Annotated in this window: 13 protein-coding genes; 5 read left to right on the forward strand and 8 right to left on the reverse strand. The window is 70.2% G+C overall.

The features are described from left to right. The first annotated feature begins 72 nt into the window (after nt 1-72). Nucleotides 73-579: a ribosome biogenesis factor YjgA gene (gene yjgA, locus BOX17_RS01980; RefSeq protein ID WP_071941822.1), complete on the forward strand. Its 507-nt coding sequence runs from the start codon at nt 73-75 to the stop codon at nt 577-579. 60 nt (nt 580-639) lie between these two features. Here the strand turns inward: yjgA and tldD are convergent, their stop codons facing one another. From tldD to BOX17_RS02015, 7 genes are all read right to left on the reverse strand, one after another. After that, the gene (gene tldD / locus BOX17_RS01985) at nt 640-2094 is read right to left on the reverse strand and encodes a metalloprotease TldD (protein ID WP_071941823.1); all 1455 of its coding nucleotides are present in this window, start codon (nt 2092-2094) and stop codon (nt 640-642) included. Next, nucleotides 2091-5933 (reverse strand): YhdP family phospholipid transporter, encoded by a 3843-nt coding sequence (locus BOX17_RS17215; RefSeq protein WP_071941824.1) that lies wholly within the window; start codon nt 5931-5933, stop codon nt 2091-2093. Before BOX17_RS17215 ends, tldD begins: the two co-directional genes overlap by 4 nt. A 4-nt stretch (nt 5934-5937) precedes the next feature. Continuing rightward, nucleotides 5938-7401 carry a ribonuclease G gene (gene rng / locus BOX17_RS01995; protein WP_071941825.1) on the reverse strand — a complete coding sequence of 488 codons (1464 nt, stop codon included), beginning with the start codon at nt 7399-7401 and terminating at the stop codon, nt 5938-5940. Nucleotides 7402-7491: 90 nt separating this feature from the next. After that, nucleotides 7492-8076 carry a Maf family protein gene (locus BOX17_RS02000; protein ID WP_071941826.1) on the reverse strand — a complete coding sequence of 195 codons (585 nt, stop codon included), beginning with the start codon at nt 8074-8076 and terminating at the stop codon, nt 7492-7494. A 28-nt stretch (nt 8077-8104) separates the two neighbouring features. Further along, the gene (gene mreD / locus BOX17_RS02005; RefSeq protein WP_071941827.1) at nt 8105-8593 is read right to left on the reverse strand and encodes a rod shape-determining protein MreD; all 489 of its coding nucleotides are present in this window, start codon (nt 8591-8593) and stop codon (nt 8105-8107) included. Next, nucleotides 8593-9510 carry a rod shape-determining protein MreC gene (gene mreC, locus BOX17_RS02010; RefSeq protein ID WP_071941828.1) on the reverse strand — a complete coding sequence of 306 codons (918 nt, stop codon included), beginning with the start codon at nt 9508-9510 and terminating at the stop codon, nt 8593-8595. Before mreC ends, mreD begins: the two co-directional genes overlap by 1 nt. A 29-nt stretch (nt 9511-9539) precedes the next feature. Beyond that, nucleotides 9540-10577, reverse strand: coding sequence for a rod shape-determining protein (locus BOX17_RS02015; protein WP_071941829.1), 1038 nt, complete (start codon nt 10575-10577; stop codon nt 9540-9542). A 181-nt stretch (nt 10578-10758) separates the two neighbouring features. Between BOX17_RS02015 and gatC the strand changes: the two genes are divergently transcribed. Genes gatC through BOX17_RS02035 form a run of 4 tightly spaced genes read left to right on the forward strand, consistent with a single transcriptional unit; the run spans nt 10759 to nt 14588 of the window. After that, on the forward strand, nt 10759-11046 hold the full coding sequence (gatC, locus tag BOX17_RS02020) for an Asp-tRNA(Asn)/Glu-tRNA(Gln) amidotransferase subunit GatC (RefSeq protein ID WP_071941830.1): 288 nt from the start codon (nt 10759-10761) through the stop codon (nt 11044-11046). 51 nt (nt 11047-11097) lie between these two features. After that, on the forward strand, nt 11098-12552 hold the full coding sequence (gatA, locus tag BOX17_RS02025) for an Asp-tRNA(Asn)/Glu-tRNA(Gln) amidotransferase subunit GatA (protein ID WP_071941831.1): 1455 nt from the start codon (nt 11098-11100) through the stop codon (nt 12550-12552). Further along, complete coding sequence (gene gatB / locus BOX17_RS02030; RefSeq protein ID WP_071941832.1) at nt 12552-14006, forward strand: Asp-tRNA(Asn)/Glu-tRNA(Gln) amidotransferase subunit GatB; 1455 nt, start codon at nt 12552-12554, stop codon at nt 14004-14006. Before gatA ends, gatB begins: the two co-directional genes overlap by 1 nt. A gap of 30 nt (nt 14007-14036) precedes the next feature. Beyond that, entirely contained in the window at nt 14037-14588 is a 552-nt protein-coding gene (locus BOX17_RS02035) for a cupin domain-containing protein (protein ID WP_071941833.1), read from the forward strand. A gap of 6 nt (nt 14589-14594) precedes the next feature. Here BOX17_RS02035 and BOX17_RS16690 read toward each other — a convergent pair whose 3' ends face one another. Then, complete coding sequence (locus BOX17_RS16690; RefSeq protein WP_125925497.1) at nt 14595-14765, reverse strand: DUF6435 family protein; 171 nt, start codon at nt 14763-14765, stop codon at nt 14595-14597. Nucleotides 14766-15003 lie beyond the last annotated feature (238 nt).

The raw sequence follows: 15003 nt of genomic DNA on the forward strand, positions 1-15003 counted from the left end.
GTGCATTGTCCAGCCCCGTGCCGCGGGCTGATATACTGGCGCGCAATTCGACCCCGACGATGTGGAACCCGCATGACCCAGGATGACCTCTCCCCGGCCGACGAGCGGCCCAGCAAGTCCCAGATCAAGCGCGAGATGCAGGCCCTGAAGCAGCTCGGCGAACAGATCATCGCCATGAGCGATGCCCAGCGCGCCCGCTTCCCGCTCTCCGACGACCTGCTGGCCGCCGTCGAGGAGGCCGGGCGTATCAAGGCCCGCGAGGCCCGCCGCCGCCACATGCAGTACGTCGGCAAGCTGATGCGCGGCGAGGACCTCGAGGGCATCCAGGCGGTGTTCGACGAGATCGAGAACGAGACGCTGCGCCGCGATCATGCCTTTCACCGCCTCGAGCAGTGGCGCGACCGGCTCATCGCGGAAGGCGACGACGCCGTGGAGGCCTTCGTGGCCGAGTTCCCGGACGTCGAGCGGCAGGCCCTGCGCCAGCTGATCCGGAACGCCCGCCGCGAGCGCGAGCAGGGCAAGCCGCCGACCAACGCCCGGCGCCTGTTCCGCCTGATCCGCGATACCGCGGGGTTGTAAACCTTTCACTTCTCGGGGCCTGTCCGGGGCCTCCTGAGAACAGCAACCCCCTTGTCTGGCTCAGGACTGGGTGCCGCCCACCGTCAGCTCGTCGAGCTTCAGCGTCGGCTGGCCGACGCCCACCGGCACGCCCTGCCCCTCCTTGCCGCAGACGCCGATGCCGGTGTCCAGTTCCATGTCATGGCCGATCATCGAGACGCGGCCCATGGCCTCGGGACCGTTGCCGATCAGGGTCGCGCCCTTCACCGGGGCGGTGATCCTGCCGTCCTCGATCAGGTAGGCCTCGCTCGCCGAGAAGACGAACTTGCCCGAGGTGATGTCCACCTGGCCGCCGCCGAAGCTCACCGCGTAGAGGCCCCGCTTGACGCTCCGGATGATCTCGGCGGGGTCGTCGTTCCCCGCGCGCATGTAGGTATTGGTCATGCGGGGCATCGGCAGGTGGGCGAAGGATTCTCGCCGGGCGTTGCCGGTGGGCGCCATGCCCATCAACCGGGCGTTCAGCTTGTCCTGCATGTAGCCGGTCAGGATGCCGTCCTCGATCAAGGGGGTGCACTGTCCCGGCGTGCCCTCGTCGTCGACGGTCATGGAGCCGCGACGGTCCGCCAGGGTGGCATCGTCGACCACCGTGACTCCCCTCGAGGCGACCTGCTGGCCAATGCGCCCCGCGAAGGCCGAGCTGCCCTTGCGGTTGAAGTCGCCCTCCAGGCCATGCCCCACCGCCTCGTGGAGCAGGATGCCCGGCCAGCCCGGACCCAGCACCACCGGCATCTGGCCGGCCGGGGCGTCGACGGCCTCCAGGTTGACCAGCGCCTGGCGGACCGCCTCGGTGGCATAGCGTTCGGCCACGTTGTCGTCGCGCAGCCGGGCCATGGCGAAGCGGCCGCCGCCGCCGGCGCTGCCGCGCTCGCGCCGGCCGTTCCTGACCGCGATCACGCTGACGTTGAAGCGCACCAGGGGCCGGATGTCGGCCGCCAGGGTGCCGTCGCTGGCCCGCACCAGCACCACCTCGTGGACACCGGTGAGCGAGGCGCTGACCTGGGCTACCGAGGGGTCGGCCGCCCGCGCCACCCGATCGGCCAGCTTGAGCATGGCGATCTTGTCCTCGGCGGAGAGGCCGGAGAGCGGGTCGACCCCGGCATAGCGCGCCGAGGCGGTCATGGCCACGCCCGGGGCGACCGCCAGGCGGTCGCCGCTGCGCACGATGCCGGCAGCCGTGCGACCGGTCTCGGCCAGGGCGTCGGCGTTGATCTGGTTGGAATAGGCGAAGCCGGTCTTCTCGCCGGCCAGGGCCCGGACACCGACGCCGCCGTCGATGTTGTAGCTGGCTTCCTTGACCTCGCCGTCCTCCAGCACCCAGCCCTCGTGCCAGCTGCGCTGGAAGTAGAGGTCGGCATAGTCGATGCCACGGCCCATGGCATGGCCAAGCCCGGTCTCCAGGGCCGCCAGGTCGAGGCCGCCCGGGGTCAGCAGCAGGGCGGAGGCCTCGTCGAGCATGTCGTGAGTCTGTGATGTCATTCGGCACTTTCCAGAGCGATCCGCGGCGAGGTCCAAGGGCCCTGCACGCGATAGTGGATTCGGGTCACGCGGTCGATGGCATCCCCGAACAGCTTGTCGGCGATGAACAGGGCACCGCCCACCACCGGGGCGCCGGCCAGCACCGCTGCCAGCGGCAGGTTGTTGCTGACCGGGACAATGACCGTCAGACGCTGGTCGAGTTCCCGGCGCGCCAGGTCGACGCTGCCATCCAGGGTGAAGCGGGTCGCGGGCCCCTCGATCTCCACCGGACCACGGGTTTCCAGTACCCCACCATACAGGGTGGCGGCACCGCTGACACGATCGAAGGCGGTCCCCTGGCCGGTGACATCGGAGAAATCGAGCCTCAGGCGGCGCAGCAGGTTGTCGACGTTGAGCAGCCCGATGACCCGGGCCGAGGGAGACTCGACATTGACGAAGCGGCCGTCGCGCAGCTCGACCTCGAGGCTGCCCTGGGACCGCGACAGGGCGAACTGCCAGGGGGCCCCGGGCCAGGCGAGCTGGCTCTTCACCCGGGTCTCGTCGCTCTGCACGGCCACGGGCTGGTCCAGCACCGTCAGTGCGCTGCCCAGATCACTGCCCTCCAGATCGAGACGTGCCCGGGTCAGGCTGTCGCCGGGCCCGCTTGCCTCCCACACCAGGCTGCCGCGGGCGATGATCTCCCCCAGGGTCAACGCCAGGGGGTCGACCGTCAGGCGGTCTTTCGCCGACCGCCATTGCCCGTCGAAGGGACCGACCCGCTGTCCCCGCCACGCCAGCTCGGCGATGCGCAGCCGACCGCTCGGCAACGCCGCGAGCCCCTCCGGCAGCGGCGCGGCCTCGGCAGGCACCGCGACTTCATCCAGCAGCTGGCCGCTGCTGGTCGCGGGGGGCACCAGGGCATCCAGCGACAGTCGATCGAGGTCGATATCCAGGGGGGGCGACTGGGCGGGCCGGTAGCTCAGGCGACCGCTGGCCAGGCTGCCGTCCAGGCCCAGCCGCCAGCCGCCGCCGTCGGCACGCCCGTCCAGGGCCAGCGACCCCAGGCAGCGCGTCTCTACCTGAAGGCAGTCGGTCTCGACGGACAGCGAGGAGAGCGACGTCGACGCGCCTCCCCCTCCCGGGGCGCCTTCCGCGGCCGCGAGCAGCGGCGACAGGGCGCTTCCCCACTGGTCCACCGGCAGGCGCGGCAGGTAGGCCTCGGCCTGCCAGCCAGGCCGCCCGGACCAGTCCGGCGCCGTCAGGCGCCCCAGCCACACCTGGCCCTGGCCCACGCCGTCGCGCGCGCGCCAGCGCAGTCCCATCCGATCGCCCAGACGGCCCTCGAGCCGATCATCGGTCAGGTCGACGGTCAGCTGCAGGGAGCGCGCGGCCTCGTGCGCCTTGCCGACCGGCTCCGGCAGCGCGATGGAAAGCCCCTCCAGCCGGCTGTCGAGTCGCAGCGAGGCGCCCTCGTCACCGATCGACAGTCGCCCCTGCCACGGCAGCCGGCCATCGATAAGGGCGTCCAGGGCCGGCATGCCGCTCCAGGCGGCCAGGGCCGGGGCCTCGGCCGTGCCGGACAGGTCGAGTCCGCCGGCAAGGGTGTCGATCTCGGCGACCAGGGGCCCGCCCAGCGCCTGCCCGATCAGCCGCCCCTCCAGGCCGCCCTGCTCCCCGCGCTGTCGCCAGGCCAGTGGCCCCTGGAGGTCACGGAACGTCAGCTGCAGGGGCTCATGGACGAGTCGCCCAAGCGTCGCCTCGGTCTCGATATCCAGCGCCAGGGAGCCGGGCTCGTCCAGCGTGAGGGCCAGGTCCAGGGTGCCGGTCGCCTCGCCCTCAGCCCGCCAGGTGTCGACCGCCTCCATGCCCTCGACGGGCAGCGCCCGCAGGTAGCGGCGCAGGGCGTCGCCGGAGGCCGCGAGCTCGCCGCTCACCGAGAGCCGTTGCCCCTCGAGGGTCACCTGCCCCGCCTCGGCCTCGACCCCGAGGCTCTCGGCGGCGTCGACCCGCGCGGTCAGCATCCCGTCGTCCATCTCGAGGCGGCCGCTGACCCCCTCGAGGGCCGGCCAGCCGGGGGCGAAGGGCAGGCGTCCCTCCTCGATGTCCAGGGCCAGCTGCATGGCCGACTCGATGTGCTCCCCCTCCCGGGCCAGGGGAACATGGAGGCGCAGCGAACCCTCGGGCACCCGGCCGGCCACGCCATTGGCCAGCCAGTCGGTCAGCGCCGGGCCCAGGATGCCCACCGGCAGCCAGTCGGTGAGCGGCGTGCCGACGGCGTCCACGTCCGCGAAGTCGAGCTGCAGCCCGAAACCACCGCGACGCTCGCCGCCGATCGAAAGCCCGAAGTCGCCCTCGATCCGCGCCCCGTTCCATTCGACCTCGAGGTCCCGCCCGCTGACGAAGCTGCGCGGGCCGTCATAGGCCCAGTCGATCACGCCGCTGGCCCGGGCGAGGGACATCGGCGCGCCGAATACCCGGGGAAAGTGAAGCTCGCTGTCGGTGCCGGCGAACTCGACGTGGCCCGACAGGTCCCGGGATTCCACCCAGACGTTCAGGGGGCCGCCGCCGGGGGCCTGTTCCCAGGGGGAGACGGCTACCTCGGTCGCCGACGCCCGGGCCAGCCAGTGGCCGCCCTCCCGGCCCAGCCCCAGCCCGGTGACCCGGCCCCGCGGGTCGAGGCTGTCGATCACCCGCGCCAGGGCCTCCGGCAGCGGCAACCGATCTCGCCAGGCGGCCAGGGCTCCCAGGTCGAACTCGCTGGTGTTGAGCCACCAGCCGTCCTCCTGGCTGCGCACATGCCAGAAGCGCGGCACGGCCGGCCCCGCGGCCTCGGCCTCGCCCTCGGGCCGGGCCCAGTCGGCGCTGTTCGCATCCCCCTGCATCCAGGCCTGCCAGCCGTCCTCCCCGCGCAGCCACTGGGCACGGGCCGCCACCTGCTTGAGCACCACGGCCGGGGGCGCCTCGTCGCCGGCCGATGCCGGCTGCTGCAGGGCCAGCAGGGGCGCCTCCAGGTCGACGCGCAGGTCGGCCAGGGCCCCGGCGTGCCAGCGGCCCCAGAGGCGCGCATCGCCGCTGGCGGTCTCCAGGCGCAGATCATCCCCGTAGCCCAGCACCTCGGAGAGCCCCAGCAGGCTCTTGAGTCGCATGTCCGCCTGCAGCGCCGCACTGAAGTCCCCGAGCCCCGACGGGCCGGGAACCAGCTCCATCACCGCCCGGATGACATGTTCCTGCTGCCCCTCCACCATCACCTCGCCCTCGAGGTGTGTGCGGCGATCGTCGCCGGTCATCACCAGACGGGGCGCCGTCAGCACGGCACGCTGCTTGCGGCCGTGCAGGACCAGGCTGACGTTCTCGACCCAGGCACTCTGCTGCAGCAGCATGCCCACCCAGAAGTCGAGGCGATCGAGGTCGAAGGTGGTCTCGGGGACCAGTTCGGGAGGCAGTTCTGCGGGCGCCGGCCACTGCCAGCGCCCGGCCTCATCCTGATAGAGGTGGACGGTCACCCCCTGCACGCGAGCCTCGGCCACCCTCGGCATGCCGGTGGCCAGGCTGGCGAGGGTATCCAGCCGCAGCTGCGCCTGTTCCACCTCGAGCAGCGGGACCTGCCCCAGCCCCTTCCGGGAGCGGATATGCAGGCCGTCGATCGCCAGGTGCGGGTCGAGCCGTGCCAGCCCCGCCGCCATCCCGTCCAGCTCCACCACGGCATTGAACCGGGTGGAGAGCAGGCGCTCCAGGGGCGCCGTCTGCTCGTCCAGCAGGAGCGGCAGGAGGCGCAGCGCCAGGACCAGCACCGCCAGCAGCGCCAGCGGCACGGCCACCAGGGTCAACAGCCAGCGAGTGACGAGACGGGTCGTGGACATGGGTTCACATCAGCACGATGTCGTACTGCTCCTGGGAGTAGTGGGTCTCGACCTGGAAGCGGATGGTCTTGCCGATGAACTCCTCCAGGTCCGCCACCGCGGCGGACTCCTCGTCGAGGAGGCGATCCACCACCGCCTGGGAGGCCAGCACGGCATAGGTCTCGGCGCTGTAGGCCCGATCCTCGCGCAGGATCTCGCGGAAGATCTCATAACAGACCGACTCCGGCGTCTTCAGGGTGCCGCGCCCCGCGCAGGTCGGGCAGGCCTCGCAGAGGGTCTGCTCCAGGCTCTCCCGGGTGCGCTTGCGGGTCAGCTGCACCAGGCCCAGTTCGGTGACGCCGGTGCACTTGGTCTTGGCGTGATCGCGCTCCAGCGACTTCTCGAGCATGCGCAGCACCTGGCGCTGGTGCTCGGGCTCGTCCATGTCGATGAAGTCGATGATGATGATGCCGCCGAGGTTGCGCAGCCGCAGCTGGCGGGCGATGGCGGTGGCGGCCTCGAGGTTGGTCTTGAAGATCGTCTCCTCGAGGTTGCGATGGCCGACGTAGCCACCGGTGTTGACGTCGATGGTGGTCATCGCCTCGGTGGGATCGATGACGAGATACCCTCCCGACTTGAGCTGCACCTTGCGCCCCAGAGCCTTCTGGATCTCGTCCTCAACGCTGAACAGGTCGAAGATGGGCCGCTCGCCGGCGTAGTGCTCGATGCGCTCCACCGCCGCGGGCATGAACTCCTGGGCGAACTCGATCAGCTTGACGAAGTTCTCCCGGGAATCGATGCGCACCTTCTCGATGTCGTCGCGCATCACGTCACGCAGGGTGCGCATGAACAGCGGCAGGTCGTCGTAGACCACGCTGGGGGCCGGCGCGGTCACCTTGCGCTCGCTCACCCGCCGCCACAGGCGCAACAGGAAGTGCATGTCGGAGGAGAGCTCCTCGAGGGTGACGCCCTCGGCGGCGGTGCGCACGATGAAGCCGCCGGTGACCTCCAGCTGCTGCTCGGCGCTCGCCGCCTCGACCAGGCCCCGCAGCCGCTCGCGTTCCGTCTCGTCCTCGATGCGCTGGGAGACCCCGTGATGGGGGGAGTCGGGCATGTAGACCAGGTAGCGCGAGGGCACCGAGAGGTGGGTGGTCAGCCGCGCGCCCTTGGAGCCGATGGGGTCCTTGGTGGCCTGCACCACCAGGGCCTGGCCCTCGTGGAGCAGCGCCGCGATCGAGACCTGCTCGTCGGCCGGGGTCCCCGGCGGCATCACCTCATGGGCGTGGATGAAGGCGGCCCGATCGAGGCCGATGTCGACGAAGGCCGCCTGCATGCCGGGCAGCACCCTCACCACGCGTCCCTTGTAGATGTTGCCGACGATCCCCCGGCGTCGGGCCCGCTCGATGAAGGCCTCCTGCAGCACGCCGTTCTCCACCACGGCGACGCGGGTTTCCATCGGCGTCAGGTTGATGAGTACTTCACCGCTCATGCGGAATTCCTTGTCCAGAAAGAGTCTGTCGCCATTATGACATAGCGCGGAATCACATCGTCCCGCTCCATGGCCAACGGCGCCCCTGCCCTAGGCCAGGTTCCAGAGCGGCACGCCCTGGCGGGCCAGCAGGTCCGCGGTCTCGAACAGCGGCAGGCCCACCACGGCCGAGTGGCTGCCCTCGATGTGCTCGACGAACACCGCGGCCAGGCCCTGGATGGCATAGCCACCGGCCTTGTCGGCCGGCTCCCCGCTGGCCCAGTAGGCCGCCAGTTCCGCCTCCTGGATCTCGCGCATGAAGACACGGGTCGTCACGCACGCCGCCAGCACCCCGGCGGGGCCGGTGACCGCCACGCCGGTGAGCACCTCGTGGCAGCGGCCGGAGAGCGAACGCAGCATGGCAGCGGCCTGCTCGCGGTTCGCCGGCTTGCCGAGGATCTCGCCGTCCCGCACCACGGCGGTGTCCGAGCCCAGGGTGGGCAGCGGCGTGAGGCGGGCGCCGGCTAGGGCCTTTTCCCGGGCCAAGCGAACCACGTAGTCCCGGGCCGGCTCCTCAGGCCGCGGGGTCTCGTCGATGTCCACGGGGCGCACCTCCACCGCCACGCCGATCGAGGCGAGCAGGTCGCGGCGGCGCGGTGAGGCCGAGGCCAGGCACAGCACGGGGTCGTGGGTCATGGCAGCTCCAGGGCTAGTGACAGGCGGGTCAGTCGGGGACGCGCCGACGCCCCAGCGCCTCGAACAGGGTCGTCAGCCAGGGCCACAGCAGCGCCCCGATCAGGGCCGGGATCAGGAAGGAGAGGTGCATCAGGAAGGGCCCGAACAGGGTGCGCAGCCACTGTTCGGCCAATTGGACCACGCCCAGCAGCACGAAGATCAGCACCGCCTGCTGGATCAGCGAGTAGGCCCGGAAGCGCGGATAGACCAGGGCGCAGAGGAAGGCCAGCAGCGAGAGCAGCAGCGCATTCTGCCCGAGCGGCGCGCCCTCGATGAGGTCCACCAGGATGCCGAGCACGAAGCCATGGAAGACCCCCACCTTGAGCGGGGCGCGCATGCACCAGTAGATCAGCATCAGGCCCAGCCAGTCGGGACGCCAGACCTGCCAGCCATCGGCCAGCGGCATCACCTGCAGGCAGAGCGCCAGCAGCAGGGTGAACCAGATCCACAGCAGGTTGGCGGGAGAGGACGTGGCCATCAGCGCATCTCCTGGTCGGCCGGCGCCCCGCCCACGGCCCGGGCCGCCTCCAGGGCCGGGGCGGCCAGCTCGCCCTCGGGGGGCGCCGCGGGCGGGGCGGGCGGAAACAGCAGCAGGAAGTGGCGGGACCGCTCCAGCTGCGCCACCGGCGCCGCGGTGACGCGGGCGAAGGGCTGGCCCGGGTCGTGGATCACCGCCGAGACCCGGGCCACCGGGTAGCCCGGCGGGAAGCGACCGCCCAACCCCGAGGTGGTCAGCAGATCGCCCTCGCGGATATCGGAGGTGTCGGACACGTGGGTCACGTTCAGGGCGTCATAGCTGCCGACCCCCTGGACGACGAAGCGCAGCCCGTTGCGATTGACCTGCACCGGCAGGGCATGACTGGCGTCGGCCAGCAGCAGCACCCGGCTGGAATAGGCCGAGGTCGCGGTGACCTGGCCGACCAGCCCGGACGCATCCAGCACCGGCTGGCCGACGTAGACCCCGTCCCGGCGCCCCCGGTCGATCACCATCTGGTGGGTGAAGGGGTCGGGGTCCAGCGACAGCAGCTCGGCGGTGATGTAGGGGATGTCCCGCTCGCGGGTGGCCGAGAGCAGCTCGCGCAGCCGCACGTTCTCGGCCGTCAGGCTGGCCATGCGCTGGACGCGATGCGAGAGCGTCAGGATCTGCTCGCGCAGGCGGCGGTTCTCGTCCACCAGGGCACGCTGCTCGGACAGGGCCAGCGCCCCCCAGTTGAGGACATCGCTGGGCAGGCTCACCACCCACTGGATCGGCGCCACCAGGGTCGACAGCTGTGCCCGCACGGGTTCCATGCGCGTGAAGCGCGCATCGGCAAACATCAGCGCCGCGGCCAGCATCGCACACAGCAGCATGCGATAGCCGGGCAGCGGTCCGTGCGAGAACAGCGGTTTAATGATCGACCCCCTGCATCAGGCCAGCGCCTCCGTCAGTCGCTGGACAGCAGCTCGAAGGTGTGCTGGTCGATCATTTCGAGGGCCTTGCCGCCCCCCCGGGCCACGCAGGTCAGCGGATCCTCGGCGACGATGACCGGCAGGCCGGTCTCCTCGGCAATCAGCTTGTCGAGGTCACGCAGCAGCGCCCCGCCACCGGTCAGCACCAGGCCGCGCTCGGCGATGTCGGACGCCAGTTCGGGCGGCGACTGCTCCAGGGCGCTCTTCACCGCGGCGACGATGGAGCCCAGGGTCTCCTGCAGGGCATCGAGGATCTCGTGGGAATTCAGGGTGAAGCTGCGCGGGATGCCCTCGGCCAGGTTGCGGCCGCGAACGTCGATCTCGCGCAGCTCGCCACCGGGGTAGGCGCACCCGATCTCCTCCTTGATGCGCTCGGCGGTGGCCTCGCCGATCAGGCTGCCGTAGTGGCGACGCACGTAGGCGATGATCGCCTCGTCGAAGCGGTCGCCGCCGACGCGGATGGACTCGGAGTAGACCACGCCGTTGAGCGAGATGATGGCGATCTCGCTGGTGCCGCCACCGATGTCGACCACCATGGAGCCCTGGGCCTCGTCGACCGGCAGGCCGGCACCGATGGCCGCGGCCATGGGCTCCTCGATCAGGAAGACCTCGCGGGCCCCGGCGCCCTCGGCGGACTCCTTGATGGCCCGTCGCTCGACCTGGGTCGACATGCAGGGCACGCAGACCAGCACGCGGGGGCTCGGCGTCAGGAAGGTGCTCTGGTGAACCTTGCGGATGAAGTACTGCAGCATCTGCTCGGTGACGGTGAAGTCGGCGATGACGCCGTCCTTCATCGGGCGGATGGCGGTGATGTTGCCGGGGGTCCGGCCGAGCATGCGCTTGGCATCGGCACCCACCGCTGCCACGCTGCGCATGTTGCCGGACTGGCGAATCGCCACGACGGACGGTTCATCGAGCACGATGCCGCGGCCGCGGACATAAATCAGCGTATTGGCCGTCCCCAGGTCGATCGATAGATCGCTGGAAAACAGCCCCCTCAAACGTTTGAACATGGAGTCGTTACCTAGTGCAGTCCGGGAACCCAGTGCGGACGCAAACGGTATCACCGCCTCCCCCCAGCAGCAAGCAGAAGACCCGCGCCGCCCGGCTTTCTTGGGCCTGCCAGCCGAGCGGCGGATGTGGTACCTTCTGCGGTCGTTTCCATGACCCACCCCCTCTCGAGGACACCCGATCATGGCGCTTGAACACGCAGACGTTCTCAGGGCCGCCCACCTGGCCCGGCTCGGCCTGAACGACGACGAGGCCGCCCACTACCTTGACGACCTGGGCCGCATCCTGGAGATGGTCGACCAGCTCCAGTCCCTGGATACCGAGGGCGTCGCCCCCCTGGCCCACCCGCTGGAGACCACCCAGCGGCTGCGCGCCGACGAGGTCACCGAGGCCGACCAGCGCGACCAGTTCCAGCGCTGCGCCCCGGCGGTGGAGCAGGGGCTCTACCTGGTCCCCCGGGTCGTCGAATGATCCGCGCCACTCCCATCCGTTACCGGCAAGCCATCACGGAGCCCAGGGCCCATGCATGACAAGACACTGACGGAACTCGCCGCCGGCCTCGCGGCCGGCGAGTTCTCCAGCCGCGAGCTCACCGAGAGCCTGCTCGCGCGCATCGAGCGCCACGACGGCGACCTCAACAGCTTCATCACCGTGACACCGGAGCAGGCCCTCGCCGCCGCCGACGCCGCCGATGGCGCCCGGGGCGAAGCCGGCCCACTGGCCGGGGTGCCGCTGGCGCTCAAGGACATCTTCTGCACCACCGGCGTGAAGACCAGCGCCGGCTCGCGGATGCTCGACAACTTCGTGGCCCCCTACGACGCCACCGTGGTCGAGAAGCTCAAGGCCGCCGGCACCGTGAGCCTGGGCAAGACCAACATGGACGAGTTCGCCATGGGCTCGTCCAACGAGAACAGCTTCTACGGCCCGGTGAAGAACCCCTGGGACGGCAGCGCCGTGCCGGGCGGCAGCTCCGGGGGCAGCGCCGCCGCCGTGGCGGCGGGCCTGGTACCCGCCGCCATGGGCACCGACACCGGGGGCTCGATCCGCCAGCCGGCCGCCTTCTGCGGCATCACCGGCTTGAAGCCCACCTACGGCCGCGTCTCGCGCTACGGCATCATCGCCTACGCCTCGAGCCTCGACCAGGCCGGCCCCATGGCGCGCACGGCCGAGGACTGCGCTCGGCTGCTCGGCGCCATCGCCGGCCACGACCCCCGCGACTCCACCAGCGTGGCCCGGGGCGTACCCGACTACACCGAGGAGCTCGCCGCCCCGCTGTCCGGACTGAAGATCGGCCTGCCGACGGAGTACTTCGGGGAGGGCCTCGACCCGGACGTGGAGCGCGCCGTGCGCGAGGCGATCCGCGTCTACGAGTCGCTGGGCGCCACCGTGCGGGAGGTGAGCCTGCCGCACACCCACTACGCCATCCCGGCCTACTACGTCATCGCCCCGGCGGAGGCCTCGTCCAACCTGGCACGCTACGACGGCGTGCGCTTCGGCCACCGCTGCGACGCGCCCGCCGACCTGACCGACCTCTACAAGCGCAGCCGCGCCGAGGGCTTCGGCGAGGAGGTCCAGCGCCGCATCCTGATGGGCACTCACACCCTCTCCGAGGGCTTCTTCGACGCCTACTACAAGAAGGCCCAGCAGGTCCGCCGGCTGATCCGCCAGGACTTCCTCGACGCCTTCGACGAGTTCGACGTGCTGATGGGCCCGGCCTCGCCGACCCCGGCCTTCGACCTGGGGGCGAAGAAGGATCCGGTCTCGATGTACCTGCAGGACATCTACACCATCGCCATCAACCTGGCGGGAATCCCCGGCATCAGCGTGCCGGCCGGCTTCGTGGGCGGTCGCCCGGTGGGCCTGCAGATCCTCGGCACCCACTTCGCCGAGGCCCGGCTGCTCAACGTCGCCCACCAGTTCCAGCAGGCCACCGACTGGCACCTGCGTCGTCCCGCCCTCGCCGAGGAGACCCTGTGATGCAATGGGAAACCGTGATCGGGCTGGAGGTCCACGTCCAGCTCGCCACCCGCTCCAAGATCTTCTCCGGCGCCTCGACCGCCTTCGGCGCCGAGCCCAACAGCCAGGCCTGCGCCGTCGACCTGGGCATGCCCGGGGTGCTGCCGGTGCTCAACGAGGCCGCCGTGGCCATGGCCGTGCAGTTCGGCCTGGGCATCCACGCCGAGATCCCCGAGATCTCGGTGTTCGACCGCAAGAACTACTTCTACCCGGACCTGCCCAAGGGCTACCAGACCAGCCAGATGTACCACCCCATCGTGGGTCCCGGCGAGGTAGAGATCACCCTGGAGGACGGCGGCACCAAGGCCGTCCGCGTGCACCATGCCCACCTCGAGGAGGATGCCGGCAAGTCCCTCCACGAGGACTTCCACGGCATGACCGGCATCGACCTCAACCGCGCCGGCACGCCGCTGCTCGAGATCGTCTCCGAGCCGGACATGCGCTCGGCCAGGGAGGCCGCGGCCTACCTCAAGGCGATCCACTCCATCGTGACCTACCTCGGCATCAGCGACGGCAACATGGCCGAGGGCTCGATGCGCTGCGACGTCAACGTCTCCGTTCGCCCCAGGGGCCAGGAGGCCTTCGGCACCCGCGCCGAGATCAAGAACGTCAACTCCTTCCGCTTCGTCGAGCGGGCCATCGAGTACGAGGTGGAACGCCAGATCGAGCTGCTCGAGGACGGCGGCGAGGTGGTGCAGGAGACCCGCCTGTTCGATCCCGAGGCGGACGAGACCCGCAGCATGCGCACCAAGGAGCAGGCCAACGACTATCGCTACTTCCCCTGCCCCGACCTGCTGCCGGTGGTGCTGGACCAGGCCTACGTCGACCACCTGCGCGAGACCCTGCCGGAACTGCCCGCCGCCAAGCGGGCCCGCTTCCAGGAGGGGCTGGGCCTCTCGGCCTACGACGCCGGCGTGCTCTCGGCGAGCCGCGCGATGGCCGAGTTCTTCGAGCAGGTCAGGGACGTCTGCGGCGATGCCAAGCAGGCCGCCAACTGGGTACAGGGCGAGCTCTCCGGTGCCCTGAACCGTGAAGGTCTGCCGATCGAGGACAGCCCCGTCTCGGCACGGCAACTCGGCGAACTCATCGCCCGGGTCATCGACGGCACCATCAACGGCAAGGCCGCCAAGCAGGTCTTCCAGGCCCTGTGGCATGGCGAGGGCAGTTCCGCCGACGAGGTGATCGAGGCCAAGGGCCTCAAGCAGGTCACCGACACCGGCGCCATCGAGGCGATGATCGACCAGGTGATCGCGGACAGTCCCGCCCAGGTGGCCCAGTACCGTGACGCCGAGCCCGACAAGCGCGGCAAGATGATCGGCTACTTCGTCGGCCAGGTGATGAAGGCCTCGCGGGGCACGGCCAACCCCCAGCAGGTCAATGCCCTGCTGAAAGAGAAGCTCGACGCGCTGTGCTGACAGGAAGCGCGTGGCAGGAAGGAGGACCGGATGTCGGATGATGTCGGCGCGCGGCTGCGCGCCCTGCGCACCCTCAAGGGCATCTCCCAGCGCGAGCTGGCCAAGCGGTGCGGGGTCACCCACTCCAGCCTGTCACTGATCGAGCAGGGCAAGGTGAGCCCCTCGGTGAGTTCGCTGAAGAAGATCCTCGACGCCATACCGATGAGCGTCGGGGACTTCTTCACCATGGACCTCGAGAGCCGCAACCAGGTGTTCTATTCGGCCGAGGAGCTGGCCGACGTGGGCTCGGGCGACGTCATCTACAAGTTGGTGGGGGCCAACCGCGCCAGCCGCGCCCTGGCCTTCATGATCGAGACCTATCCCCCCGGGGCCGACACGGGCCGGGAGATGATCGCCCACCAGGGCGAGGAGGCCGGCGTGGTGCTGGAGGGGGAGGTCGAGATCACCATCGGCGCCGAGACCCGCCTGCTCGGGGTGGGCGAGGCCTACTACTTCGACACCAACGTTCCCCACCGCTTCCGCAATCCCGGCAGCGCATCCTGCCGACTGGTCAGCTGCGCCACCCCGGCGCGGACCTTCTGAACCGCCTCAGGACGCTTTCAACTTCTCGATCTCCTCACGCAGCGCCTCCGCCTCCTCGGTCAGCGAGGCGTTGGCGCGCATGTCGCCGTTGCGGGCGGCCAGCATGGCCTGCTCGAGCTTCTGCTCGTAGGCCTTCTGCAGCTTCTTCACCGGGTCACGCTTTAAGAGTCCGAACATATGGCTGTCTCCTGATTCGAGGGTCGATGACCAGACTACGCCATAAAATGTACAAAGGCTATACAGTATATCCCATATGTACACTATGGGGTGAGGACGGGGCCGCCAAGGACTTGCCCCTTTGCCCCGCGTCTCTCATTGTTGTGTCAGGGCCCGGACCAAGAAGAGGCCCGTCGCCGACCGGCGCAGGGAGACAACGGCAGGCCGAGGGCAGAATCGTTGCCCGAGGCGGCACAGG

It is taken from the genome of Halomonas aestuarii, from assembly GCF_001886615.1.
GTDB classification, from domain to species: domain Bacteria; phylum Pseudomonadota; class Gammaproteobacteria; order Pseudomonadales; family Halomonadaceae; genus Halomonas; species Halomonas aestuarii.

Bases quoted from the DNA above. Each gene is read 5' to 3' on its own strand.
- BOX17_RS02000 (WP_071941826.1), bottom strand. From the start codon at position 8,076: ATGACCCACGACCCCGTGCTGTGCCTGGCCTCGGCCTCACCGCGCCGC.
- gatB (WP_071941832.1), top strand. From the start codon at position 12,552: ATGCAATGGGAAACCGTGATCGGGCTGGAGGTCCACGTCCAGCTCGCC.
- tldD (WP_071941823.1), bottom strand. From the start codon at position 2,094: ATGACATCACAGACTCACGACATGCTCGACGAGGCCTCCGCCCTGCTG.
- BOX17_RS16690 (WP_125925497.1), bottom strand. From the start codon at position 14,765: ATGTTCGGACTCTTAAAGCGTGACCCGGTGAAGAAGCTGCAGAAGGCC.
- BOX17_RS02015 (WP_071941829.1), bottom strand. From the start codon at position 10,577: ATGTTCAAACGTTTGAGGGGGCTGTTTTCCAGCGATCTATCGATCGAC.
- rng (WP_071941825.1), bottom strand. From the start codon at position 7,401: ATGAGCGGTGAAGTACTCATCAACCTGACGCCGATGGAAACCCGCGTC.
- yjgA (WP_071941822.1), top strand. From the start codon at position 73: ATGACCCAGGATGACCTCTCCCCGGCCGACGAGCGGCCCAGCAAGTCC.
- gatC (WP_071941830.1), top strand. From the start codon at position 10,759: ATGGCGCTTGAACACGCAGACGTTCTCAGGGCCGCCCACCTGGCCCGG.
- BOX17_RS02035 (WP_071941833.1), top strand. From the start codon at position 14,037: ATGTCGGATGATGTCGGCGCGCGGCTGCGCGCCCTGCGCACCCTCAAG.
- gatA (WP_071941831.1), top strand. From the start codon at position 11,098: ATGCATGACAAGACACTGACGGAACTCGCCGCCGGCCTCGCGGCCGGC.
- BOX17_RS17215 (WP_071941824.1), bottom strand. From the start codon at position 5,933: ATGTCCACGACCCGTCTCGTCACTCGCTGGCTGTTGACCCTGGTGGCC.
- mreD (WP_071941827.1), bottom strand. From the start codon at position 8,593: ATGGCCACGTCCTCTCCCGCCAACCTGCTGTGGATCTGGTTCACCCTG.